The 25,668-nt window shown below is 48.8% G+C and carries 21 protein-coding genes and 1 riboswitch; of the genes, 15 read left to right on the plus strand and 6 right to left on the minus strand.

The genetic code is table 11. From position 1 onward, the window contains the following. Positions 1 to 3 precede the first annotated feature (3 nt). Both H6X83_RS01425 and H6X83_RS01430 read right to left on the minus strand, forming a co-directional pair. The gene (locus tag H6X83_RS01425; RefSeq protein WP_212507417.1) at positions 4 to 846 is read right to left on the minus strand and encodes an ABC transporter ATP-binding protein; all 843 of its coding nucleotides are present in this window, start codon (positions 844 to 846) and stop codon (positions 4 to 6) included. A gap of 139 nt (positions 847 to 985) precedes the next feature. Further along, a complete protein-coding gene (locus tag H6X83_RS01430) occupies positions 986 to 1,561 on the minus strand; it encodes a TetR/AcrR family transcriptional regulator (protein WP_212507418.1) in 576 nt (191 codons plus the stop codon). Between the two features lie 424 nt (positions 1,562 to 1,985). Between H6X83_RS01430 and H6X83_RS01435 the strand changes: the two genes are divergently transcribed. Then, positions 1,986 to 4,499: a YhgE/Pip domain-containing protein gene (locus H6X83_RS01435; RefSeq protein ID WP_212507419.1), complete on the plus strand. Its 2,514-nt coding sequence runs from the start codon at positions 1,986 to 1,988 to the stop codon at positions 4,497 to 4,499. Positions 4,500 to 4,561: 62 nt separating this feature from the next. Here H6X83_RS01435 and H6X83_RS01440 read toward each other — a convergent pair whose 3' ends face one another. Genes H6X83_RS01440 through H6X83_RS01450 form a run of 3 tightly spaced genes read right to left on the minus strand, consistent with a single transcriptional unit; the run spans position 4,562 to position 6,782 of the window. After that, positions 4,562 to 5,437 carry an FUSC family protein gene (locus tag H6X83_RS01440; protein WP_212507420.1) on the minus strand — a complete coding sequence of 292 codons (876 nt, stop codon included), beginning with the start codon at positions 5,435 to 5,437 and terminating at the stop codon, positions 4,562 to 4,564. Next, entirely contained in the window at positions 5,434 to 6,114 is a 681-nt protein-coding gene (locus H6X83_RS01445) for an HAD family hydrolase (RefSeq protein WP_212507421.1), read from the minus strand. The genes H6X83_RS01440 and H6X83_RS01445 overlap by 4 nt, the downstream gene beginning before the upstream one ends. Before the next feature lie 2 nt (positions 6,115 to 6,116). Then, positions 6,117 to 6,782: an acyltransferase gene (locus H6X83_RS01450; RefSeq protein WP_212507422.1), complete on the minus strand. Its 666-nt coding sequence runs from the start codon at positions 6,780 to 6,782 to the stop codon at positions 6,117 to 6,119. A gap of 136 nt (positions 6,783 to 6,918) precedes the next feature. Here H6X83_RS01450 and H6X83_RS01455 point away from each other — a divergent pair, with 136 nt between their 5' ends. The 6 genes from H6X83_RS01455 (at position 6,919) to H6X83_RS01480 (ending at position 12,313) form a co-directional block, all read left to right on the plus strand. Beyond that, positions 6,919 to 7,428 carry a GNAT family N-acetyltransferase gene (locus H6X83_RS01455; protein WP_212507423.1) on the plus strand — a complete coding sequence of 170 codons (510 nt, stop codon included), beginning with the start codon at positions 6,919 to 6,921 and terminating at the stop codon, positions 7,426 to 7,428. Between the two features lie 410 nt (positions 7,429 to 7,838). After that, complete coding sequence (rlmD, locus tag H6X83_RS01460; protein ID WP_212507424.1) at positions 7,839 to 9,218, plus strand: 23S rRNA (uracil(1939)-C(5))-methyltransferase RlmD; 1,380 nt, start codon at positions 7,839 to 7,841, stop codon at positions 9,216 to 9,218. Between the two features lie 108 nt (positions 9,219 to 9,326). Beyond that, a riboswitch (guanidine-I (ykkC/yxkD leader) is annotated at positions 9,327 to 9,425 on the plus strand. A 43-nt stretch (positions 9,426 to 9,468) separates the two neighbouring features. Then, positions 9,469 to 9,789 carry a DMT family transporter gene (locus tag H6X83_RS01465; RefSeq protein ID WP_212507425.1) on the plus strand — a complete coding sequence of 107 codons (321 nt, stop codon included), beginning with the start codon at positions 9,469 to 9,471 and terminating at the stop codon, positions 9,787 to 9,789. A 40-nt stretch (positions 9,790 to 9,829) separates the two neighbouring features. Continuing rightward, positions 9,830 to 10,321: a pyridoxamine 5'-phosphate oxidase family protein gene (locus H6X83_RS01470; protein WP_212507426.1), complete on the plus strand. Its 492-nt coding sequence runs from the start codon at positions 9,830 to 9,832 to the stop codon at positions 10,319 to 10,321. A gap of 381 nt (positions 10,322 to 10,702) precedes the next feature. Continuing rightward, a complete protein-coding gene (locus H6X83_RS01475) occupies positions 10,703 to 11,557 on the plus strand; it encodes a class B sortase (RefSeq protein ID WP_212507427.1) in 855 nt (284 codons plus the stop codon). 66 nt (positions 11,558 to 11,623) lie between these two features. Beyond that, positions 11,624 to 12,313, plus strand: coding sequence for a starch-binding protein (locus tag H6X83_RS01480; protein WP_212507428.1), 690 nt, complete (start codon positions 11,624 to 11,626; stop codon positions 12,311 to 12,313). A gap of 79 nt (positions 12,314 to 12,392) precedes the next feature. On the opposite strand, the gene H6X83_RS01485 is transcribed toward H6X83_RS01480, so the two are convergent. After that, positions 12,393 to 13,310, minus strand: a complete 918-nt coding sequence (locus H6X83_RS01485) for a LacI family DNA-binding transcriptional regulator (RefSeq protein ID WP_212507429.1) — start codon at positions 13,308 to 13,310, stop codon at positions 12,393 to 12,395. 104 nt (positions 13,311 to 13,414) lie between these two features. Between H6X83_RS01485 and H6X83_RS01490 the strand changes: the two genes are divergently transcribed. From H6X83_RS01490 to H6X83_RS01525, 8 genes are all read left to right on the plus strand, one after another. Further along, positions 13,415 to 14,746 carry a carbohydrate ABC transporter permease gene (locus tag H6X83_RS01490; RefSeq protein ID WP_212507430.1) on the plus strand — a complete coding sequence of 444 codons (1,332 nt, stop codon included), beginning with the start codon at positions 13,415 to 13,417 and terminating at the stop codon, positions 14,744 to 14,746. A gap of 3 nt (positions 14,747 to 14,749) precedes the next feature. Continuing rightward, on the plus strand, positions 14,750 to 15,574 hold the full coding sequence (locus H6X83_RS01495) for a sugar ABC transporter permease (RefSeq protein ID WP_212507431.1): 825 nt from the start codon (positions 14,750 to 14,752) through the stop codon (positions 15,572 to 15,574). A 27-nt stretch (positions 15,575 to 15,601) separates the two neighbouring features. Continuing rightward, on the plus strand, positions 15,602 to 16,894 hold the full coding sequence (locus H6X83_RS01500) for an extracellular solute-binding protein (protein WP_212507432.1): 1,293 nt from the start codon (positions 15,602 to 15,604) through the stop codon (positions 16,892 to 16,894). A 61-nt stretch (positions 16,895 to 16,955) separates the two neighbouring features. Next, positions 16,956 to 18,704, plus strand: coding sequence for a glycoside hydrolase family 13 protein (locus H6X83_RS01505; RefSeq protein ID WP_212507433.1), 1,749 nt, complete (start codon positions 16,956 to 16,958; stop codon positions 18,702 to 18,704). A 56-nt stretch (positions 18,705 to 18,760) separates the two neighbouring features. Next, positions 18,761 to 20,956 carry an alpha-amylase family glycosyl hydrolase gene (locus tag H6X83_RS01510; protein ID WP_212507434.1) on the plus strand — a complete coding sequence of 732 codons (2,196 nt, stop codon included), beginning with the start codon at positions 18,761 to 18,763 and terminating at the stop codon, positions 20,954 to 20,956. Positions 20,957 to 21,117: 161 nt separating this feature from the next. Beyond that, positions 21,118 to 21,396: a DUF6171 family protein gene (locus tag H6X83_RS01515; RefSeq protein WP_212507435.1), complete on the plus strand. Its 279-nt coding sequence runs from the start codon at positions 21,118 to 21,120 to the stop codon at positions 21,394 to 21,396. 297 nt (positions 21,397 to 21,693) lie between these two features. Then, entirely contained in the window at positions 21,694 to 23,706 is a 2,013-nt protein-coding gene (locus H6X83_RS01520; protein ID WP_212507436.1) for a methyl-accepting chemotaxis protein, read from the plus strand. Between the two features lie 455 nt (positions 23,707 to 24,161). Beyond that, on the plus strand, positions 24,162 to 25,583 hold the full coding sequence (locus tag H6X83_RS01525) for an ABC transporter substrate-binding protein (protein WP_212507437.1): 1,422 nt from the start codon (positions 24,162 to 24,164) through the stop codon (positions 25,581 to 25,583). The last annotated feature ends 85 nt before the right edge of the window (positions 25,584 to 25,668 follow it).

Genomic DNA, 25,668 nt, shown 5'->3' on the forward strand with positions numbered 1-25,668 from the left:
TGCTCACTCTTTCTCAATGTGAATCATGATTTCTTCCAAATTGGGTGTGGAAACCTCAAGTGCGGTGTCTGCCGGGATGGTCCCTGTTTTCATCAAAGCGGAGAAACCATAGGCATTTTTTTTGCAGCCAATCAATGCCTCTGCCGGCAGTGAAGCCTGCTGTGCCTGCGTTCCCTTTACCAGTTTGTAGGTGTTTAAAAATGTGTCTTTATCGGTGCTGGCAATAATTTCACCTTTTTTGATATAAGTAATGAAATCCGCGCATTTTTCCAGGTCTGAAGTAATTTGAGTGGAAAATAAAATGCTGTGCTCACCGTCTTCAATGACTTCCTGGAACAAGTCCAGCAGGTCATCGCGGGAAACCGGGTCCAGTCCGCTGGTCGGTTCATCCAAAATCAGCAGCTGCGCGTGGTGAGAAAGCGCCAGTGCCAGCGCGTATTTTACTTTCATGCCTTCGGAAAGCTGGTCAACGTGTTTGTTTTCGTCCAGTGCAAAACGTTCCAGATAGGTGCGGTAAGCGGAGTCATCCCAGTTGGGATAAAAGCGACGGGTTACATCCGTAATGGCCTTCAGTTTCTTCTTGGGGTAGTAGGTGATGCCGCCAAGTGTTAGGCCAATGTTTTGCTTGCAGGCAAATTCATCCTTTCGAATGTCATGCCCGACCACCTGGACACTGCCGCTGTCTGGATGCACCAGATTCAGCATGCTTTTTATAGTTGTCGTTTTTCCGGCGCCGTTTCGGCCGATAAAGCCCATAATGTATCCTTTTTCGAGTTTAAACGAAATGTTTTGCAGGCTGAATGTTTCGTAGCGTTTGCTCAGGCCCTGTACGGAAAGCAGTTCCATTTAACAAAATCCCCTCTGCCAATATATTGTGTATATAGTGTATACACAATATATTCTATGTGAAGAGATTTGTCAAGCACTTTCTCAAAAAAATGCAAAAAATTCCCCTTTGTCCGTTTCATGCTGCGGACAAAGGGGATTATGCTGTGGCAAGGATGCTGTTGAAAATAATTTGCTGTGCTGCGGCAGCAACTGCGCACAGCGGCAGATTTGTGTCGGAACGAAACCATTCAATATACATGGAAACCAGTCCGGCGGCTGCAAACTCCAGTGAAAGCTCCCGCAGCTTTGGGCGGGAAGTCGGCCGCTGTGCAGCAAGCATACGCAATTCATCTTTTAGTACCTGTTTTACACTGACCAGAAAGCGGCCGAAGTAATCACTGCGGACCAGCTGTCGGTAAAAGGGGAGGTCATGCTGAATCAGTTCGTTTAATCCGGAAAAAAGAGTGCTGATGCCGCTTTGCCGGTTGGTAAAGTCACAGTTTCGCAGCAGTAGGTGCAGGCCGTCCAAAAGCTGGTTTTCCATTTCGCGGAAAACATCAGTTAAGTCTGCGTAGTGCAGATAAAATGTTTTGCGGCTGATGTCGGCGGTATCCGTCAGTTCCCGCACAGTGATTTCGGAAACAGATTTGCGTGCCATGAGTGCGACCAATGCATCATGGATTGCAATTTTGGTTTTTTGAATCCGGCGGTCCGCAGTTTGCTTTTCTTCCATGTATTGGCCTCACTTTCTGTCAATCCGTCCGCGGATATTCCAATTACACATCTGTGCGTTTCTTTACAACTGTGTATTATAGCATGACGTGAAGTAGTGTGCAATAGAAAAATATAAATTAAAAAGGCCAGAAAACGCAGAGTATACGCACAAAACCAGTTTTTCATTACCGAGACTATATAAAAATAATGAATAAAATATTTATATTGAATTTGTGAAAAATTAGGCTGATTTAAAATCATCGAAAAAAATCCGCCCGACAGTTTTGCGAATCTGTAAAAAAACCATACACAGGCCCAGCCGTGACTATTGAGCCGAAAAAGCGGCTTTGCTAAACTGTTTTTTGTCGGAAGGATTTTACCTTCCAGCATCGTTTACCCCATGTTTGGATTCAAAATAATTTTTGAAGAAAGGAGTTATGCAAATGATAAAAAGAGAATGGCAAAAATTGTGGCACAACAAGTTTCTGACTTTGGCGGTACTCGTCATGGCACTGATTCCTACCTTGTACGCAACAATTTTCCTTGCTTCTATGTGGGACCCTTACGGTCAGGTCGAAAAGCTGCCCATCGCGATTGTGAACAATGACAAACCGGTTACCTATGAAGGCAAGGAACTGCAGGCGGGCAGTGATTTGGTGGATCGGCTGAAAAAGGAAAAGCCGCTGAACTGCAATTTTGTCAGTGCGGCAACAGCTGCAGCGGGTCTGAAAGATCACAGCTACTATATGGTAATTACGATTCCGGAGGACTTTTCAAAAAACGCAACAACCCTGACAGATTCTACACCGAAAAAAATGGAACTGAGCTACGAATTAAATTCCGGTGCGAATTTCATTGCGTCTAAGCTTTGCACCAGTGCATCTGATAAAATCACAGCGAAGGTGACCAAAGCGGTCACTAAAACATATGCCGAAACACTGTTTGACAAGCTGAATGATGTTAAGGCTGGCTTTTCTGCAGCCGCGGATGGTTCGCAGAAGCTGGACAATGGTGTAAGAGACCTTGCGGCAGGAAACAAAACGATTACGCAGAACCTGCAGAAGCTGGCGTCTTCCAGCCTGACTTTCCGCGACGGTGCAAATCAGCTGGAAGTTGGCTTGGAACAGTACAAATCCGGTGCGCAGCAGCTTGCGAACGGTACGCAGACACTGGCAAGCGGTGCAAACCAGATGCAGTCCGGTGTTACAGCACTTAACAATGGTGCCGGCAGCCTGCAGCAGGGTGTGACCCAGTACACAAAGGGCGCAGGACAGATTGACAGCGGTCTGCAAAAACTTTCGCAGAATTCCGCACAGCTGAAGACCGGTGCAAACCAACTTTACGCTGGGCTTACCCAAATGCAGAAGCAGCTGCCCGCATTGACAAGCGGCCTTTCACAGCTTGGCAACGGCGGCAGCAGCCTGCAAAAGGGTGTTGACGATTACACTGCCGGTGTTACCAAGCTTTCCGCCGGTGCGCAGCAGTTGGTCAGCAACAGCAGCCAGCTGAGCGGCGGCGCTGCTCAGCTTTCAGGTGGGGCGGCTTCGCTTGCACAGAAAGCGCAGCAGATTTCTGCGGCATTGAGTTCCGGTGCCATTGACGCACATACGGCCGCAGGCATGGTCAGTCAGCTTTCGGGCGGTGCAAGCCAGCTTGCCAGCGGTGCTTCTTCACTGGCTTCCGGCATAGGTACTTACACCTCCGGTGTTTCCACAGTTGCCGCCGGTTTACAGGAGCTGGACAAAAATTCCGAGCAGCTGAAAACCGGAACCAAACAGCTGACGAATGGCTTACAGCAAATCAGCACACAGGCTCCGGCACTTACCAAAGGTCTGCAGCAGCTGTCAAGTGGTGCCTCCGCTCTTTCGGGCGGTGTCAGTGCCTACACAGACGGTGTGACACAGCTGACTGCGGGCAGTTCCACACTTACGAAAAACAGTGCTGCGTTGGTCAGCGGTTCCCAGCAGGTCAGCAGCGGTCTTTCACAGGTCAGCACAAAGGTACCGGAATTGGTGAACGGTGTGCAGCAGGTTAACACCGGTGCACAGAAGCTGGGCACCGGTGCGGATGCACTGCTTTCCGGTGCAAATCGGCTTGGCAGCGGCGCAACGCAAATCAGTGACGGCGCAGGCAAGCTAGCAGCTGGTTCTGCAACGTTGGGCACCGGCATTTCTACCCTGAAAAACGGTACTTCTCAATTAAGCACGAAGCTTTCGGATGGCAGCAAGAAAGTGTCCGATGTACACACATCAGCTGCAACGTCCGATATGATGAGTGAACCGGTGACTTCTGTATTGTCGGATTATACGGCTGCGAAGAACAACCTGCACGGTATGGCACCGTATATGATGGCAATCGCGCTGTTCATTGGCGGCCTTGTTATGTGTTTCATCTATCCAGTGTTTGACCCTTCAGTGAAAACACCAAGCAATGGTGTTGCATGGTGGGCAAGCAAGGCTTCTGTTTGGCTGCTGGTAGCTGTTTTGCAGGCCGTTGTTGAAGTGACCATGCTGATGCTGCTAAACGGCCTCAGCCCGGCAAAGGTCGGCGAAACCTACCTCGTTGCCATTGTGACTTCGCTTGCCTTTATGGCGATAATCAGCCTGTTTTCAACGGCACTTGGCAGAGTCGGCTCTTTCCTGATGATTGTATTCATGATTCTGCAGCTCAGCGGTTCAGCCGGTACTTACCCGATTGAAATTACAAATGATTTCTATCGGATGCTTCGGCCGTACCTGCCGATGACCTACAGCGTAGATGCCTTCCGTCAGGCAATCATTATGGGAAATGCAGGCCCCGGCATTGCAGGAGACCTGTTTGTTTTAGCAATGGTGGCGCTGGTCAGCACATTCCTCTGCATGGTATTTTACAGTGTGCGTGTGTTTGTAAACCAAAAGAAGGGTGCGGATCTTGTTCCGCCGATTCTTGCAGTGCAGTTCAGCAATGACGAAGTTTAATTTGTGATTCAAAAAGCTCTGCTTTCCCGCAACAGGGAAAGCAGAGCTTTTCTTATTTACATTTACTTTTGCATGGTGGGCAGTTCTTTTTCACTCGAAACGGCTTCAGCCGGAATCCGCGGCTGCATTTCTTTCAGCAGGGAATTGGCACGGTTCAGGTGGTAAGCAAAAACCGTGGCAGTTTCACTGTTCAGATTCTTTTCCAAACGGTCGATTGCCCACAAATCATTTAGAATTTCCTGATAAGTAACAAGTTTTCGTGCAATGACCGCAACAACATCGTCACGGTTGCGGAACAGCTTCCATTCTGAGGTGTACAGCCGAATATCACGCTCCAAGTGACGAATCTGCACTCGCACTGCCTCCAAGTCCGGTGCAGAAAGCCTGTTCTCGCAGACTTTGGCGGCGTAAACGAGCATGGAATAAATCAGATTGTCTTTCTCAATAATGCTCTGTACGTAATTCGGCGGCAAAATCAGCAGGTTGACCGCCAGCGCGATTGCAATGCCAAGTACAGCTGCAACCATGCACCACCAGACAGTTTGCACTGTGCCGGCGGTTTCAGGATGCAGCATGACCATTGCAAACATAAAGGAACCCATGAGTGTTCCGCGGCGCAGCTGCAGCAGCTGGCACAGAAAGATGACCAGAATAATGCCGATTCCGCAAAGACCTGCGTTTTGCGGAGAAACATGATAGAGCAAAGCACCGCAGACTGCACCGAGAATTGCGGCCAGCAGGTGGTCTTTACCGGTACGCACGGTGTTGTCAATGCTGCGCCCCATACTGATAATCGCCGTAACCACCGCGACGAACGGCTGCTGCAGCTGCAGCAGATCGCACACCGCCAAACACAAGGTAACGGCAATGCCTGTTTTAATGATGCGAAAGCCAAGATGGGGGTGGCGGCGCAGCCTGTGCGCGGTTTCTCTCATCATACGGCTTTGTCCAGTCCGTGCAGCGCGATTTCCAGAAGCTGTGCCGGTTCTGAAACAACGGTGCAGGCATGTGCGGCTTCCAGTTCCTCGCGGTCACGAAATCCCCACAGCACTCCGGCGGTGTCCATGCCTGCGGCTTTGCCGGTTTGCATGTCGGTATTTGTGTCACCGATATACAGGCAGTCTTTTGGAGGGACGCCGAGGGTTTCTGCCAGCAGCAGAGCACCGTCCGGTGCCGGTTTGCAGGGAATACCCTCACATTTGCCCCGTACGGCATCAAACGTGCCCGCGGGGAACAGCTTTGCAATAATCGGCTGTACCCAGCTGTCCGGTTTGTTGGAAAAGACAGCAGTTTTCAGACCGTGTCGGTGCAGATTCTGCAGCAGCTGCGGCATACCGGGATAATTCCGGATGTCTTTGAGTGGGTCAGCACTGTAGTAGCTGTCGTACAGGAGGCGGACTTTTTGCAGATCCGCCTCCTGCCAGCCATTGGGGCAGACAATGTCCATCATGCGGTGAAGCTGTACCGCAACGCCGTTGCCAACAATATGGCGGTAGCGGTCAACTTCGATTTCCGGGTAGCCGCATTCCCGCAGCGCCCGGTTGGAAAAGCCCGCGATGGAGCACAGTGTGTTTGCCAGCGTGCCGTCCAGGTCAAAGATACAGGCTTTATACAAATTTACACCTTCTTCACGATGTTTCCCTTTTCCTTATAAATAGATTCTGACGGAACGAAACCGCGCACGGAGCTGATGGGGTAAACGTTTGAGTGGCAGCCAATAACAGTGCCGGGGTTCAGCACGCTGTTGCAGCCAACTTCCACATGGTCGCCCAGCATGGCACCAAACTTTTTCAGGCCGGTGGGCAGGTTTTCTCCGGCATGTACCACAACCAGAGCTTTATCTGACTTGACGTTGCTGGTGATGGAGCCGGCGCCCATGTGGGATTTGTAACCCAGAATCGAGTCGCCAACATAGTTGTAGTGCGGCACCTGTACGTTGTCAAACAAAATTACATTTTTCAGTTCCGTGGAGTTACCTACAACGCATCCTGCGCCGACCAGCGCGCTGCCGCGGATGAACGCACCCGGGCGCACCTCGGTTTCTGGCCCAATGATGCACGGTCCGGCAATATAATTGTTCGGGTAGATTTTTGCACTTTTCGCAATCCAAATATTTTCGCCGCGCTGCTCATATTCATTCTTTGGGAGTGTGGGGCCAAGCTGCAAAATAAAGGCTTTAATATCTGCCAGCGCCTCCCAGGGATAAGTGCATTTGGAAAGCAGCGGCGCCGCTGCCGTATGGGTTAAGTCATAAAGATGTTCAACTGTCAGTTCTGTCTGCATATTTTTCCTTCCTTTTTTACATCATAATCTTATTATATTTTGAAATGAAGAACAGGTCAATAGACAATGGAAAAAGAAAGCAGTATAATATAGGGAAAACGCCCAAGGGGCGCTGCTTCCAAAAGGAGCAAGACAAATGTTGAGGAAAGCGCAGATGGAGGATCTTCCGGACATTATGGAAATCGTTGCGGATGCGGTTGACTCCATGCGGCAGGAAGGCATCTGTCAGTGGAATGCAAAGTATCCCGCCCGCGACATTTTTGCGGCAGATATTGAATCCGGCGCACTTTACGTTGACGAGGAGACCGGCAGGATTGTGGGCATGTTTGCACTGGATGAAAAAAATGCACAGCTTTTTACAGCTGTGCACTGGAGTGCGGAAAACAGTGCGGTCCTGCACCGCTTTGCAGTTGCTGCCCAGAGCCGCAGCTGCGGGGTGGGCGAAGTTATGCTGCGTGCAGCACAGCGGCTTGCGCAGAAAGCAGGTTTCGACAGCCTGCGCGGCAGCACACAGGAGAACAACCTGCGCATGCGCAGGCTTTTTGCCCGGTGCGGCTTCCACCTGACAGGGGATATTCAGTACCCCGGTTATGAACAGCGCTTTTTCTACTATGAAGTCCTGCTGCGTGGGAGAAATCTGGCGTAACAGAATATTTCCGGGCAAAGTAAAAGACAAGGTCCGGTCACCCGGTGCCTTGCCTTTTGGGGAGGAGTTGTATTGAAAAGGTTGCGGCTGTCCAGCCGCGAAGCTTATTGTCAGATTAAGAAGCTTGAGGGCAAAGCACCTTAAAATTCGCTTTGTTTTTCTTTTGCTTACAAATTCATTATAGGGATGAAAACGGTTTCTGTCAATCGATATTTCGGCTTGAAAGTCACAATCTACCTATTGTATAAAACAAGGAAACATTGCAGATTGTTTTCGTGTGAAGTTACAGGTATTTTTTCAAAGAGAGTGGGGACAGGCTCCGCCGCAATCCTAAATTTGGAATCCTTCCGCCCAGCGGAAGCGGCAATTTATTAATAAATAACAGCTTTGGCAGGCAACGGAGGAATCATATGAAGAAGCAGCTTGAATTTCAAAAAAACGATGTTGTACCAATGCAGATCACCGGTTATACGGCACAGGGCAGCGGTGTGGGACGTTTTCGCGGCGCGGCAGTGTTTGTTCCCGGTGCGGCACAGGGTGACAGCCTGCAGGTGCGGATTTTAAAAACAGAAAAAAACTTTGCTTATGGCAGAATTGAAAGAATCGAGGAACCCTCCGCAGACCGTATTGTTTCTGACTGCCCGCAGTCTGCACAGTGCGGCGGCTGCGTGTTTCGCCACATTTCCTATGCAGCTGAGTGCAGTGCCAAGGAACAGCGTGTGCGGGATGCTGTGCAGCGCATTGCCGGACTAGACCCAGCGCTTGTCCAAAGCATTGTTCCGGCGGCAAGCCCGGAGCGTTACCGAAACAAGGCACAGTTCCCGCTTGGGCTGGACGCACAGGGACACTTGACGGTAGGATTTTATGCGCCGCACAGTCACCGCATTGTTCCCTGCGAGGACTGCTGCCTGCAGCCGGAGTTATTCACAAAGGCCATAAAAGCAGTGCAGAAGTGGCACACTGCCGCAAAAGACAGTGTTTATGAAGAACAGACCGGAAAAGGTCTGCTGCGGCATTTGTATCTGCGGGAAGCCATGGCTGCCGGCAGTGTGATGGTTTGTTTGGTCGTGAATGGAGACAGGGTCAGCCGGGAAGAGTTGTTGGTTCACCTGCTGCAGGAGCAGGTGCCGGGACTTGCAGGGGTTGTCCTCAACATAAACCGCAGGCAGACCAATGTGATACTGGGCGAACAGTGCCGTACCTTGTGGGGGAGCGATTCTGTAACGGATACGCTGTGCGGGCTGCGGTTTTCCATTTCTCCCAAAAGCTTTTATCAGGTCAACCGTGATCAGGCAGAGGTGTTGTACGGCTTGGCGGGGCAATTTGCCGGTCTGACGGGAAAGGAACTGCTTCTCGATTTGTACTGCGGCACCGGAACCATTGGCCTTTCCATGGCAGACCGCGCGGGAAAGGTGATTGGCATTGAAGTTGTGCCTGCGGCCGTGGAGGACGCACGCAAAAATGCACAGCGCAACGGCATTGCGAACGCAGAGTTTTATTGCGGCGATGCGCCACAGATTGCGGAGAAACTGCGCGGGCAGGGGTTAGCGCCTGATGTGATTATTTTGGACCCGCCGCGCAAGGGCTGCGGAGAAGCACTGGTACACACGGCGGCGGGCATGCAGCCGCAGCGAATCGTTTATGTTTCCTGTGACCCCGCAACGCTGGCACGTGACCTCAAAACATTTGCGGAAGATGGCTATCAGCTGCAGTGTGCCGTGCCGGTTGACCTATTTCCACGCACTGCACATGTGGAAACTGTTTGCCTGTTAACGCGGGTTAAAAGATAGGCAGTAAAAAGCTGGAGGATGCTCTCCAAAAGCCTGTGGTGTATCTGGTATATGACAAAACAGAGCGAAAAGATGTTATTGACTTTTGCGGATCCATTTGGTATATTAAAAGCAGTTTTATAGGGTCCCGCAGCTTAAACAGCTGGTCTGCACCGAGATAAAACGCACAGGATACTGTGTTCACGGAAGGATAAAAGCCTGGGAGATTTCAATCTCCCGGGCTTTTTTTATGTAAAAAAGGGGGGGTAAAATGCAGTGGTTCTATTTGATTGTGGCAGGATTGTTGGAAACGTGCTGGGCGGTCAGCCTGAAATTTTCCCAAGGTTTCACAAAACTTTTTCCGAGCGCTGTCACTGTTGCCGGCATGGTTGCAAGTTTTGGCTTTTTGTCCATAGCACTCAAGCACATGCCGCTTGGAACGGCTTACGCGATCTGGACCGGTATTGGTATGGCGGGTACTTTTATTATGGGTGTCCTGCTGTTTCACGAGTCTGTCAGCCTGCCGCAAATACTTTGTATGCTATTGATTTTATTTGGTATCATAGGATTGAAGTTGCTATCGGCCGGTTAAATGTAATTTAATCTAAATGCAAGTAAAAAAGGAGTTTGCTATGTTTCGGGAAATGAGAAGAAAAAAACAAGAATTATCTGTTGAAGAAAGCACAGCAGTGTTGAAAAAAGGAACGTCCGGTGTGCTGGCGGTATTGGGGGATGAGGCTTACCCTTATGCGGTGCCACTTAGTTATTTGTATGAAAAGGGAAAGGTTTATTTCCATTGTGCAAAGTCAGGACATAAACTTGATGCAGTAACAGCGAATGCAAAGGTTTCTTTCTGCGTAATTGATCAGGATAATGTGGTTCCGGAAAAATATACAACGTATTTCAGAAGTGTTATTTTGTTTGGGAAGGCCTTTGTACTAATGGATAACACAGAGAGAAGAACAGCATTAGAAAAATTTGCCGAAAAGTATTCGCCGAGCGATCGAGCAGGTCGCCTGCAGGAGATTAAAAAACTGATTGACAACACCTGCATCATTGTTATGGCAGTAGAACACATGACCGGCAAAGAGGCAATCGAATTAGTAAGGGAAAAGCATATATAAATGAAAAAAGACGGCGCCAGTTTGCAAGGATTGTGCTGGTGCCGTTCTTTTTGCTTTCGGCCTAAAAAGTAAGTTTTGTCGAAGAAAAAATCCGTGTACAGTCGGAACAGAAATGAGTAAACATTTTTAAAAATTCCGTGCAGTTTTATTCAAGTGCTTAACAAAACTATGCGAATGGTAAAAAAGCCCGCTGTACCTGAATCTTTTTTGAATTTGGCTACTTAACAAAAATTAAGTTAAGCTGAAATTTAGTGTAAATTGTATATTAAGAAGCAAAATATTAAAAAATAATTATGCAAAACGCTTGACAAAGGCAAATACAAGTGCTATATTTGGTTCGTACCAAGGAATTGAAAGTGGTGGTAAAAATGGGAATGTGTGATGTCTAGATTTCGGGAGAAGAAAGGAAAGTTCTCATTCAGGGAAAAGCTGCTGCTGCTGATTTTTCTGATTGTCTTTGCGGCTTGTGCTGTGTGGCTGGTTGCTTACCGTGTCAATGCAGCAGAAAGTGAAGCGCAGATGGCGGCTCTGCAGAAGGCAACGTTTACTTCTCAGCAGGCTTCTTCAAGTCGGGCGCTTTCCTCCAGCAGTTCTTTGAAAAGTTCTGCCGCAGTTTCTTCCAAAGCATCGAAAGCGTCTGCTGTTTCTTCCTCGGTACGTGCGCAGCCACAATTTGAGAAGTTACAGGCGCAGAACAGCGACATTCAGGCTTGGATACAGATTGAGGGTACGAAGGTCAACTACCCGGTCATGCAGACGCCAAAAAAACCGGAGTTTTACCTGTATCGCAATCTGGCAAAGCAGGAGGAAAGCCGCGGGCTGCCGTTTTTGGATGCAAAGTCCATGCTGAAAAAGAGCAAAAACTACTTGGTGTACGGCCACAATATGCGGGATGGCACCGCTTTTGCCGGACTGTTGGGGTATTTGGATCAGAACTTCTGCAAAGCGCACCCCATCATCCACTTTGATACGCCTTACGGCTTGGGAGATTATCAGGTGGTGGCGGTTTTTCGCTCCAGAATCTATAAAACAGACAGCAAGGCATTTAAGTATTATCAGTATGCAGACATTGAAACTCAGGATGCTTTCAATACTTACATAAAGAATGTGAAGAAGCGGGCGGATTACGATACCGGTACCACCGTTTCTTACGGGGATCAGTTGCTGACTCTTTCCACCTGCTATCAATACGTGGAAGACGGGCGGCTTGTAGTTGTAGCCAAAAAGGTCAAATGAACTGTTTGAAAGTTCACCTGACCTGTTGGAAATAAAAACATTCATTTATTTGGAAGGAGATTAGGAATGAAAAGGTTCAGAAAACTGGTAGCGGGCATCATGGCAATGGCTATGGTGATGACATCTGCAATTGCAATGGCTGCTGCCCCCGCATCAGCAGCAAGCAAGGAGGTAACAATTTACTTCCAGAACACCAAAAACTGGAGCAATGTGTATGCTTACCTGTGGATTGGCTCCGGCAATGTCAAGGGCACCCCGGCATGGCCAGGCAAACAGATGACCAAGGTTTCCGGTGCAGACAACTGGTACGAAATGAAGTACACAGCGGGCACAGCTTTCAACGTTATTTTTAACGACAACGCACAGCCGAAGCCCCAGCAGACTGCAGACCACAACCCGAAGAATCTGGCAGCTGACAAAGATGCCTACTGGTTTGTACCTACCAATGCAACAGAGAGCAACGACAACGGCAAGACTCCAGTTGGCACAGTTTTAAAGGTTTATACGGATGCACAGGCTGGTTTCCCGAAGCCTGCTGCTGCTGCAACAACTTCCTCCAAAAAGGATACCACTGTTGCTGCCAGCAAAGCGGGCGATGCAACTGCTACTGTTTCCGCTTCTTCCACAGCAGCTGCTGATGCTTCCCCGACCACCGGCGACGCAAACGAAAACGCACCGATTATAGTTACAACCGCTGCGCTGCTTGCTCTTGCCGGCATGGGCACTGTTCTCATCCGCAGAAAAGTAAAGGCTTAAAGAATTCTACAGCCGAAGCTGCAAAAGCCGGGGGCACAGCAAAATGCTGCAGCCCCCGGCTTTTATAAAAAGAGATCCGTTACAGATGCTCACTTTCCAGCAGAACACAGTTTGTGCTGCTGGCCTGGTAATCCAGTGAAAGCATATCCAGCAGAACTTCAGCGGAAACTACCGCTTTGGTTCGGTTTGGAATGTGCAGAACCTGCGTGTCAGCTTGAAAAGGGCTGGAGGTTCCCAGACTTGCGCAAATAACGAGATCGCTGCAGGGAAAAATTTGCTGTGCCTGTACACCAAGCATATCTCCCAGCACAATGCCGCGGCGGCCGGTATGGCTTTCCAGAAAAGCAGAAAGGCTGGCGTTTGCCGAGTTGACGAAGATATCTTTTGTCAAAAAATACTGGGAAAACTGCTCCATCAGATACTGGCAGCAAAAATCCTCCGTCAGCAGAAACGGCTGCTCAGTTTGCAGCAGCGTTTTTGCCTGTGAAAACAGAGTGTCATAGTTAGGACGAATTTCACAGAAGAGCGGGTCGTTCACCATACAGTCCATAAACAGAATGGGTACATAATAGCCTTCGGTGATTTTTCGGACGGTTCGGTTGTCCGTATCAATCATAAAAACAGCATCCAGACTGTGCTTTTTCACAACACCCATGTCCTGTGAAAGATTGTGAGTGGTGATGAGAATCGTTTCGTATCCAATGATGCGCAGCTGGTTGCTCAGTTCGGCTGCCAGGTCGTAGTAAAGCATCTTTTTTCCGACGGAGTTGGTTTCTTTCAGGTTGATGATGACGCCGATCAGACCACTTCTGGTTTTGCTGGAAGCACGCACAGCGTGCGGTTCGTAGTGCAGCCGTGTAGCCGATTCCATGACTTTCAGCCGTGTTTCGTGGCTGATCTTCTCCTTCTCAGAATGATTCAAGACGTAGGATACCGTGGCAACGGAGATACCGCAGTCCTTTGCAATATCCCGCATGGTGACTTTACGATTTTCCATATACAGCACTCTCTTTCCTGTACTTATGTGCTATTATAGCACTGACAAAAATGAATGGCAATTTGAAATTATCTTTGTGGGAAGATATTAAGGGAGGTCGAAAAATGAAGAAAAAAGTCAGTTCCGTTATTCTTTCCTGCATCTTTTGGGGAAGCGGACAATTCTTCATTGCAAAAAAGAAAATCCGGGGGCTTTTGTTCTTTGCCGCGCAGGTGCTGCTGCTGGCGATTGAGCTGCTTTCCGGCTACTGGTTTAACTGGTTTGCCGGTGAAATTCAGAATTTTGACATCGGCGTTTATGGTGGCTACTTTACCAAAGGACTGTGGGGGCTGTTTACGCTCGGTACGGTACCGGGTGTTGGCGGCGACCACTCCACGCTGCTGCTCATTAACGGCATTTTGGCGCTGATGGCTTTGCTGGTGTTTGTGTGTGTTTTTATCTGGAATATCCGGGATGCATACCGGCTTGGACGGCAGTTGGACGAAACAGGCAAAATTGAAACGCAGTCCAGCCACATTCAGCGCCGCAAGGCGTTTCCGTACCTGGTACTGCTGCCAATCGGCATTATTATTGCACTAATCGTTTTCATGCCGATTGTCTTCTCCGTACTGACAGCCTTCACGGATTATGATGCCAATCACATGCCGCCGGCACAGCTGGTCAGCTGGGTAGGACTGAAAAACTTCTTCAAGCTGTTCAACGTACCGATTTGGTCGCAGACTTTCTTCAGTGTGCTGGGGTGGACAGTTATCTGGGCAGTATGCGCGACTTTTTCAACTTACTTTCTCGGTCTGTTTCAGGCGCTTATCCTGAACAGCCGCCATGTAAAGCACCGCGGCATTTTTCAGACGATTTACATTCTGCCGTGGGCAATTCCGGGCATGATTTCTTTGCTGGTGTTCCGCAACCTGCTCAACGGACAGTTTGGACCGCTGAATCAGTTTCTGATGGATATACACCTGATTAACAGCCGTATTCCGTTCCTGACTGACCCGATCATTGCGAAGCTTTCTGTGATTCTTGTAAACCTGTGGATGGGGTTCCCGCAGTTTATGGTCATGCTGCTCGGCATTATGTCCAACCAAGACACCAATTTGTATGAGGCGGCAGAAATTGACGGTGCAAATAAAATGCAGGTGTTTGCGCACATTAAGCTGCCGCTGCTGACCAATGCGACCGCACCGCTGATTGTGATGAACCTTGCGGGCAACTTCAACGCTTTCGGCTCCATCTACTTCCTGACCAACGGCGGCCCGACCAATCCATCTTATCAGTTCGCGGGCGATACGGATATCCTCATTTCCTGGATCTACAAACTGACACTGGATCAGCGGATGTACAGTATGGCGGCGGTTATGAATATCCTGATTTTTGCCTTTATTGCTGCTGTATCCATCTGGAACTTCCGCCGGACCAATGCATTTAAGGAGATGTGAGATATGAAAAAAAGAGTAGATTCCTTTTTTGTGCATCTGGAACTGATCATTATGGCGGCACTGGTGCTGATACCGATTGTTTGGATTGTGCTTTCCGCGTTTAATCCGGGCAACGGCCTTGCAACCACGTCATTGATTCCCAAAGCACTGACGCTTGACAATTTTCGGAATTTATTTGAGCAGACCAACTATAAGCAGTGGTTTTTGAATTCCCTGACGATAGCGGTACTAAACACAATTTTCAGTGTGGCATTGATTCTGATTACCGCATGGATTATGTCCCGCTTCAAGTTCAAAGGGAAAAAGACCAGCCTCATGACGATTCTGCTGCTGTCTATGTTCCCGACCTTTTTGTCCATGACCGCGCTTTATACGCTGTTTTTGAACTTCAACCTGCTGGATAAACCGGCGGCACTGGTAATTATCTATGTGGCTGGCGCCATCCCTTATAATGTATGGCTGGTGAAGGGGTATTTGGACGGCCTGCCAAAAGAAGTTGATGAAGCGGCCTATATTGACGGATGCTCGTACTTTACCACGTTCCGCAAGATTGTACTGCCGCTTTCCACACCTATCATTACATACTGCGCGGTGTCCCAATTTATGATGCCGTGGATGGATTATATTTTGCCGAACATGCTGCTTTCCAGTGATACCAGTAAGACACTGGCGGTTGGCCTGTATGGTTTGATTACCGGACGAGAAAATACAAACTTCACGATGTTTGCCGCCGGTGCTGTGATTATTGCCGTGCCGATTACAATTCTGTTTATCGTTTTCCAGAAATATTTGGTACAGGGTATTGCGGCAGGTGCAAACAAAGGCTGAATTCATTTATATTAGGGGGTTATGATTATGAAATTGAAAAGGATGATCGCTTTTACACTCAGCGTGCTGATGGCTTCTTCCATGGCAGGCTGCGGGAAAAGTTTGCCGCAGAACGCAAAAACCACTTCAGCGGCGGGCAGCACGGCTGCCTCTTCTGCAACTGGTGAGCTGAAGCCGGAAAGCGGCGCAAAGCTGAAATTCCGTACGAGCAGCGCAAGTCAGCTGAATTTTGCAAAGGCACTTGCAAAGAAGTTTGAAGCAAAGTACGGTGTGCCGGTAACAGCAGAGGATGGCAGTGTCTACGACCAAAACAAGACGAATCTTGAGGCCACTTCCGGCAAGGGCCCGGATGTCTTTATGAGCCCGCATGACAAAACGATTGAAAACCAGCGCGCAGGACTGCTGCTAAAGCTGGATGACCGTGTTGCAACAGAACTGAAAAAGGATGTCAGTGACGTTGCTATGAAGACCGTTACGGTGGACGGCGGTGTTTACGGTGTGCCGGTTTCTATTGAAACTTACGTAATGTTTTACAACAAGAAGCTGGTAAAGGGTTCACCCGCCACCAGCTATGAGCAGCTGATGAAAGAATCTAAGAGCTTTAACAATGCGGGACAGAACAAGTTCTGGTTCCTTTCTCATGTAAGTGAAGGTGCAACCATGTTCCCCATGCTGAGCGCGTATGGCTACAAACCTTTTGGTGAAAACGGCACAGACAACGACAAGCCCGATTTCGACAAACCGGAATTTGAAAAAGGTCTGGAAGTTTTGAAAAAGTACCATGATCTGATGCCGGCTGCTTCCGGTGACCTTGCAAACTGGGACTTCCTGACCAACCAGTTTGTGACCGGAAAGACTGCTTACCTGATCAGCGGTCCATGGAACGTTAAGACATTCCGCGACGCCAAGGCAGACTTTGGCGTGACCTCTCTGCCTACTTATGACGGTAAAAAGGAAACTTCCTTCGCATTTGTGCAAAACGCACAGGTTTCCGCTTACAGCAAGTATCCAAAAGCCGCTCAGCTTTTTGCACAGTACATGGTTTCCAATGAAGGTGCAGAGCTGCTTTACTCCGATGCTTCGTGCATTACTTCCCGCAAGGATATTTCACAGGTAAAGGGTTTGGCACAGGATGAACAGCTCAGTGCGATTGTCAAGTGCTTTAATGATTCCATCCCAGTGCCGACCGCAAAGCGCATCAGCTACTTCTGGACGATCTGCGCAAATGTTGGTCCGGCAGTCTTTGACGGACAGATGACACCAAAAGCTGCCGCGGCAAAGGCAAAAAGCGATTGGGATTCTTTCCTGAAAGCGGAATAAAATTTTAGGGTTGGGCTTTGGCTGTGAAGTTTCTGCGGCTGGGGCAAAGAAGGAGGATATTTTGAATCTCCAGGGTTTTTGTCATATTCCAAAAAGCAACTATGCCTATGCGTACACAGACAAGGATTTGGATATCCGGCTGCGCACCGCAAAGGATGACTGCACAGCGGTGCGGGTGATTATTTCACAGAAGCACCGCTGGCGGGATAAAAAAGCATATAGAATGGAAAAGGTTGCTTCAGACCGGCTGTTTGACTACTATCAGTATCGTTTCCATACAGAGGATTCACGGCTGGGGTACTACTTTGAAGTAAGTGACGGCACCAAAACACTGGTCTACTCCGAATCCGGTTTTACGGATACGTTTGATGACCAAAATGCGTATTTCCATTACTTTCAGTATCCATATATCAATGAAACGGACCTGCACCGCATTCCGGACTGGGTGCACTCTGCCATCTTTTATCAGATATTTGTGGAGCGTTTCTGCAATGGCGACCATACCAATGATCCTGTTCCGCTGACACCGTGGGGGCAGCCGCCAAAGCCGCAGAGCTTTTACGGCGGCGACCTGCAGGGTGTACTGGAAAAGCTTCCGTATCTGCAGGAACTTGGTGTAAACGGCATTTACTTGACGCCGATTTTTCAGTCGCCGAGCAATCATAAATATGATACGACCGACTACCGGAAAGTGGATGAGATGTTCGGCAGCAAAGAACTGCTCTGCACATTGGTGCAGCAGGCACACAAGGTGGGTATCCGTGTTGTGCTGGACGGCGTGTTTAACCACAGCTGCTGGTCATTTGCACCGTTTCAGGATGTGCTGGAGCACGGGGAACAATCCCCTTACAAGGATTGGTTCCACATTGACAGTTTCCCGGTGGGGCGTTTTACCGAGGAAGAAGCACATGATTATACCAAACCGCTTGACCTTTCCCGCTTAAATTACCGGGCGTTTGGTACCAGCCCCAGCATGCCGAAGCTCAACACAGAAAACCCGGAACTGGAAGCGTACCTTTTGGGTACCGTTTCAATGTGGACAAAGGACACCGGCATCGACGGCTGGCGGCTGGATGTATCAGATGAAGTGAACCACGGCTTCTGGCGCGATTTTCGCAAGACTGTAAAGGCAATCAACCCGGAAGCATTGATTATAGGTGAAAATTGGCACAATGCCTACCCTTGGCTGCAGGGCGACCAGTTTGACAGTGTGATGAACTATCCGGTCACAAAGTCCTGCATCCAGTTTTTTGCACGGCGGGAGGTGGACGCCGCACAGTTTGCGGGCGACCTTTCCGGCTGCCTAATGCGCAATTCCGAGCAGGTGGATTTCGCAATGTTAAACCTCTTGGACAGCCACGACACCATGCGCTTTTTAACATGGTGCGGCGGAGATCAGCGTCTGCTGCGCATGGCAGTATTGTTTTTGTTCAGTTATGTGGGGATGCCCTGCATTTATTATGGAAGTGAAATTGGTATGGAAGGAGGTGGAGACCCGGACTGCCGAAGAACATTTGACTGGAACCGAGAAAACTGGGATAAGGATTTGTTCCATTTCTATCAGCAGGTCATTGCACTGCGCAAAAAGGCAAAGGCACTGCAGGATGGAACGATTCGCATGTATGCGAAAGAAGGTGTGTTTTACCTAATTAGGGCCTGCGGGGAAAGCAGGCTGGCAACTGTGCTGAACAACACAGACCAGGAAAAGCCCATCGCCCTGCAGGATGATTTTGAATCATTGATCAGTACAGAAGATATGAAAAAGGATGTTTTAAGGCCATTTAGCGGATGCATCTGCAGACTGCTTTAAACGGACAGTGGGACTGTATCAAGCGGTCAGCAGAAAATAACAGGAGGAGTTATTTTATGTATCATAAAAATGTTCGGCCTGACAAAAAATACTCACGTTTTCTAGCGGCTGTTCTTGCCGTATTTGTTGCATCGGCTGGTTCATTTGCCGGTGCGGGTGTACCGGCGTTTGCCGCGTCGAATTCTGTTCCGGCTGGTGTGGCAGACACCAGCGTTTCCAACAGTGCGGGTTTTTCTACAGATGTCATTTACCAAATCGTAACAGACCGTTTTTTGGACGGTGATTCCAGCAACAACCCCACAGGCGCGATTTTTGACAAGAACAACCTGAAAAAGTATCACGGAGGCGATTGGGCTGGCATTACACAGGAGCTGAACAACAACTATTTCAGTAATATGGGTGTTACAGCACTGTGGATCTCCTCACCAGTAGAAAATATAGAAACGCTTGACCCTTCCAACAACTGCGCTTCTTACCACGGCTACTGGGCGAAGGACTTTTTCCGCACAAATCCTTATTTCGGTTCTATCAGTGATTTTCAAACCATGATCAACACCGCACATTCCAAAGGCATCAAAATCGTAATCGACTTTGCGCCAAATCATACTTCTACAGCTGAACTTGGCAGCACAGTGTTTCCGGAGGACGGCCGGCTGTACCGTGATGGTCAGCTGATCAGCGGTTTCAAAACCGATACGCAGAATATCTTTAACCACGAGAGCTGGACGGATTTCAGCACTCTCGAAAACTGCACTTATCACAGCTTATACGGTCTGGCAGATCTTAACCAAATGAATGGTACGGTAGATACCTATATGAAAGACGCTGTGAATAAGTGGCTGAACATGGGTGTTGACGGACTGCGCGTAGATGCAGTAAAGCACATGCCGGCTGGCTGGCAGAAAAACTGGCTGAGCAGTATTTACACCAATAAACCGGTGTTTGTATTTGGTGAATGGTTCAACGGCGGTACATCTTCCGATGCGCAGATGGACAGCTTTGCGAACAACAGCGGCATGAGCCTGCTGGACTTCCGCTTCGCCAACGCGGTGCGTAATGCACTGGGCAGCGACAGCAGCACCATGAAAGATTTGGACAGCGTTGTCACAGCAACCGGTTCGGATTATCGCGAAGTGAATGATCAGGTTACTTTCATTGATAATCACGACATGAGCCGCTTTATGACGCTTTCCAGCAACAACCGCAGAGATGTTGAGAACGCCTACGTGGTTCTGCTGACTTCCAGCGGTGTACCGACTGTGTACTATGGCTCTGAACAGTATGCAACCGGCAGCAGTGACCCAGACAACCGCGGCGATATGCCTTCCTTTAATACAAATTCAACTGCTTACAAAGTCATCGGCAAGTTGGCACCGCTGCGCAAGAGCAATCCAGCACTGGCTTACGGCACTTCTAAACAGCGTTGGATGAGCAATGATGTGTACGTTTACGAGCGCGAGTTTGACGGCAATGTCGTGGTTACAGCAGTAAACCGCAATGAGGGTTATGGCTGCAACATTTCCGGTCTGTTCACCGACCTGCCGGCAGGCAGCTACAGCGACGTGATGGGTGGTCTGCTCGGTGGAAACAGCATTTCTGTTTCCAGTTCCGGTGCAGTTTCAAACTTTACGCTTGGTGCAGGCGCTTCTGCTGTTTGGCAGTATAAGAAAGCACAGGCATCTGCTCCGCAGATTGGCAACGTTGACCCGATGATCGGCATTGCGGGCAACACAGTTACGATTAGCGGCCGCGGCTTTGGCAGCACGGCAGGCAGCGTAACATTCGGCACTGCGCAGGCACAGGTGAAAACCTGGAATGACAGCATGATTACTGCAACCGTTCCTTCCGTAACTCCCGGCAAGTACGGCATTCAGGTCACTGCAGCTTCCGGTGCAAAGAGCAACTCCTACGCCGGCTATGAGGTCATGACCGGCACACAGGTTCCGGTCCGCTTTAAGGTGAACAACGCAACTACCAGCTATGGCACAAATGTCTATCTGGTCGGCAGCGTTGAGGAACTGGGCAACTGGGACGCTTCTAAGGCGATTGGGCCGTTGTTTAACAACACGGCAAGCATTGCCAGCTACCCGACTTGGTTCTGTGACGTCAATGTACCTGCGGGCACTACTATCAATTACAAGTTTATTAAAAAAGACAGCAGCGGCAACGTTACATGGGAAAGCGGGAACAACCATACAACCGTTACTCCTTCCAGTGGTGCTGCAACCGTAACAGTCGACTGGCAAAGCTGACCACACGGCAGCTGTCGGATATACTCTCCTTTTCACAGGGCAGGGCTTTTCTCTCAAACAGGGAAAGACCCTGCTTTTGTTTTGTCTTGCACAACCAGAGGTTTTGTAGTATGATTCCCCCAGAAGAACTGCCCGTGGGCAGGAAAGGCAGGCCCCGCAGAATGAATAATTTGGATCGTCCGCCTTGCAGGAGATGTCTGCTGGAGGATATGACAACGGAAAAGAAACTTTATGTAACTGTTCGTGAGTATCTGGACGCAGTACCGCAGAATGTAAAAACGCCGGATGCAGTATATCGCAGCAGACTGGACGCATGCCGCAGGTGTCAGAATCTGCAAAATGGCATGTGCCGACTGTGTGGCTGTTTTGTAGAAATGCGGGCGGTCAAAGATGCAAACACTTGTCCGGATACGCCCCCGCATTGGCGGGTAGAAAAATAAAAAAGGACTCACAAGTCAGTTCGTAGGGTACCCTGCCTTTGCCGAATAACATTAGAATTTGTAGAAATAGACGAAAATAAAGAAAATGCCCAAATTTCTTCCATTTAACTTGCACCCAGGAAAAGAAAAGCGTATAGTAATATATGTTGCGAGTTTTTAGCAATAAATTGCAATTACTAACCGCTTGGAGCTAAGGGGGAAATTTTGAAATTGGCTAAGGCAGAGAAAGCGAAAAGAATAAAGAAAGTTAAAAAAACGAATCCGGTGAAGCGAGTAGGTAAAACCGGAAGAAAAAGTTTGAAAAAAGAACTGACACTCAGCATTCTCAGCATTGTGGTGCTTTGCAGTGCTGTTTTGGCAGGTGTTGGCTGTGTAACTACCTATCAGTCCTCTGTAAATGTTTTGCAGGAGAGCATGGTGGAGACGGCAAAGGTGGTTGGCAAGCATGTCAATTCCGAAATGCAGCGCTACATAGGTGTTGCAAGGATGATTGGCTCATTGTCAGATCTTTCTTCCGGCAAAGTTTCAAACGTGGTGCGGTGTAAGAATGAACTTGCCAGTATTGCGCAGAAAAATGAACTGATTTCGGCGGATTACATATCATTGGACGGCAAAACACTGGACGGAACGGATGTTTCGGACAAGGATTACTTTAAGTCCTGCAAAGCCGGACAAAGTTTTTATATTTCCAGTCCCAATTTTGAGGAACTGGACGGCCAGAAGGTGTTTACTGCTGTAATCGCGGTGCCAATCTATTCGGGCAGTTCAGCGGCCACTATGGGATATATGTCATCAGGCATGCAGGAAAGCGTTTCCGGTGTGGTGGCAATTCGGCCGCAAAGTGACTTTTTAAGTACACTGACCTCTTCTATCAGTATCGCCAAGAGCGGCGGTACCTATCTGCTGAACAAGGCAGGCACGATCATTGCGGATACGAACCCGGACCGTGTCGGTAAAGTGAATGAGCAGGAACTGGCAAAGACAGACCCCAGTGCGAAGGGGCAGGCCGAATTTGAGAAAAAGATGACCGCAGGAGAAACGGGTTACCAAACCCAAACTTCTTATCAAGGTGTGCGGCAGATTGTGTCTTACGCACCCGTACCGGGAAATACCGGCTGGAGTGTGGGCCTTTATGTGAATGAATCTGACTTTATGGGCAGCGTTTACCGTGCGGTAGTACTGGATGCGGCACTGTGCGTTCTGTTTATTATTATTGGTGTTTTACTGGCAGTACGCAGTGCAAAGCAGATTGCCGACCCCATTAAGGCGTGTGCACAGCGTTTGGATAAGCTTGCAGATGGCGACCTGATTGCACCTGTACCGATTGTGAAGCGTAAAGACGAGATTCAGGACCTGCAGCAGGCAACAGGACATATTATCGATTCTCTGCAGAATATTGTGCAGGATGAAGTCACTTTGCTTGGTGAAATGAGCAAGGGCAACTTTGCGGTTGATTCTAACGCTTCATACAAGGGGGATTTTGCACCGCTGCAGCAGTCAATTGTGGAAATTATCAAATCGCTCAATCAAATGCTCCGTAATGTGAACCGTGCTGCCGTAGAGGTTTCCGGGGGCGCAGAGCAGATTTCAGCAGGTGCGCAGGCACTTTCACAGGGCGCAACAGAACAGGCGAGTTCGGTAGAGGAGCTGGCGGCTGCCACTAGTGAGATTACTGAACAAATGAACCAAAATGCAGCTGAAGCAATGCAGGCGAGTGATACAGCAGAAAAAGTCGGTCAGGATGCACAGCACAGTGATGAGGATCTGCACGCGCTGTCGCAGGCGATTGTTGATATTAGCGAAAGCGCTGGCGGTATCCGCAGAATTATGAAGACGATTTCCGACATTGCGTTCCAGACAAATATCCTTTCCCTGAATGCGGCAATCGAAGCGGCGCGCGCCGGTGAGGCGGGCAGAGGCTTTGCCGTTGTTGCCAATGAGGTGCGCAGTTTGGCAGTTCAGAGTGCCCAGGCTTCGCAAAGCACAACAAAATTGCTGGAAAATACCCAGAGTGCAGTCGAAAACGGCACTAAAATTGCACAGGCGACGAAAGAGTCGCTTTCTGCATTTATTCAAAACGTGCGGGAAGTATCTGCGACTGTTAAGCAGATTGCCGACGCCGCAGAGCAGCAGGCAGCTGCTTCCTCCCAGCTTTCACAGGGCATCAATCAGATTTCCGCTGTCGTTCAGACAAACTCTGCAACAGCGGAACAGAGTGCAGCTTCCAGCGAGGAACTTTCACATCAGGCGGACAACCTGAAAGCAATTTTTGAGCAGTATCAGCTGAAGGAAGAAGAAAACGAAATATAAATCAGATTAAAATGTAAAACAGCTTCGGTGCAGGATGGTTCCTGTACCGAGGCTGTTTTTGTCGTGAAAAGGCGAATTGTTTTCCATACGCTTTGTAATATAAACAAAGAAACTGCAAAAGATATGAGGAAAGCGGCAATTATCGGTAATTGTAAAATAATTGAAAATATGTAATCTGAGTATTATAAATTAACTAATATATTAATTATAATCATTTCATTAACTAGAATCAATCTCAAGTAAAAACAGAGTACCGGGAAAAGCCGTATTTTCAAGAATTAGAATCTGATGAACAAATTATTTTGCTGTTTTGCGCAAAAATATATTGACAATGCGGGGAAGCCTGTGTTAATATTTACTCATGAAAGCAAAATGAATATAATTAAACAAATACTTAATTATATTCCGGAGAACGTTTGGAACGTCTCTGAAAAAACATTTGGGAGGAATATCAAATGAAGAAGCTCACACGCATCGTAAGCACAATGCTTGCAGCGACGCTGGTGGCCAGCAGCATGGCTGGCTGCGGCAACAGCTCAAGCGGCGCTAAAACCGCCGATGGCAAAGCCAACATCAACATTCTTGTCTACATGCAGGACCACGAAAAGGCCGTGTACAAAAAGCTTATTGAGCAGTACAAAAAAGACCATGCGGACAAAGTTGGCAACATCAACTTCCAGGTCACCACACAGGACGAGTACAATACAAAGATGACCGCAGCCATGACTTCCAAAAAGTTGCCGGATATCTTCTATGTTGGCCCGGATTCCGTACGCAGCTATGTTGACAATGGCTACGTAATGCCGCTGGATGACATGATTGCAAAGAACTCCAGCATTAAGACCGGCGATTTGTGGCCAACCATTATCAAGGCTTACCGTTACGACGGCACAAAGACCGGCTCCGGCAAGCTGTACGCGCTGCCGAAGGATCTGTCCACTTTTGCTTATGCATACAATAAGGATATGTTCGACAAGGCCGGCGTTGCTTATCCGGATCCGAACAAGCCTTATACTTACTCAGAATTCCTCGACGTGTGCAAGAAGCTGACCAAGGACAACAACGGCGACGGCAAAACAGATCAGTGGGGTGCGAGCTTCGCAGATGCGTTCATGCTGAATCCGTTCATTTACGGCAACAACGGCCATTACCTGAACAGCGATTACTCCAAGGTCGAAATCGACGGTCAGAAAGCATTTACAGATGCGCTGCAGTTTTATTGTGACCTGACCACCAAGTATAAAGTTACACCTACCGTGAAGGAAGACTCCGCAGTTGGCCCGTATCAGCGCTGGCTGGCAGGGCAGGTTGGTTTCTACGGTTGCGGCACATGGGATGTTGGCGCATTCATGGATAAAAAGACTCTGCCGTTCAAGTGGGATTTGTGCGGCTGGCCTGTGGGTGACAGCGGCAAGACCACCACATGGCTCGGTACAGTTGGTTACGCGGTTTCCAAGACATGCCAGAACCCGGACGTTGCACTTGACCTGATTTCCTACCTTTCCACCAACTTGGACGGCCAGAAGGAAGTTTCCGGTGCAACCGGCCAAGAATCCATCCAGTTGCCGAACATCATGTCCTACGCAAAGGGCGACTTCAAGAAGGCTGTTTCTGCCGGTACTGTAAAGTATCCGTCCAACATCGACGTTATGTTCAACTATATCGGCAGTGAAAACAACTACAACGGCATTTTTACAGAAACCACCTACACTTACAATGCCGACTGGTTCAACACCTTTACAACCGGTCTGACCGACGTAAAGTCCGGCAAAAAGACAGTTACCCAGTATATTAAGGAAATCCAGCCGAAGATGCAGCAGGATTTGAACAAAGCAATCGCTCTGCAGAATAAGAACAAAAAGACCAGTTCCAAGTAAACTTTGACTGCAACACTCTTTTCATAATCTTTACTCCCTTTGAATGAAAGAGCCGCCGTGCACGCTTGCGGCGGTTCTTTTTTCT

It is taken from the genome of Caproicibacterium amylolyticum, assembly GCF_014467055.1.
GTDB classification, from domain to species: domain Bacteria; phylum Bacillota; class Clostridia; order Oscillospirales; family Acutalibacteraceae; genus Caproicibacterium; species Caproicibacterium amylolyticum.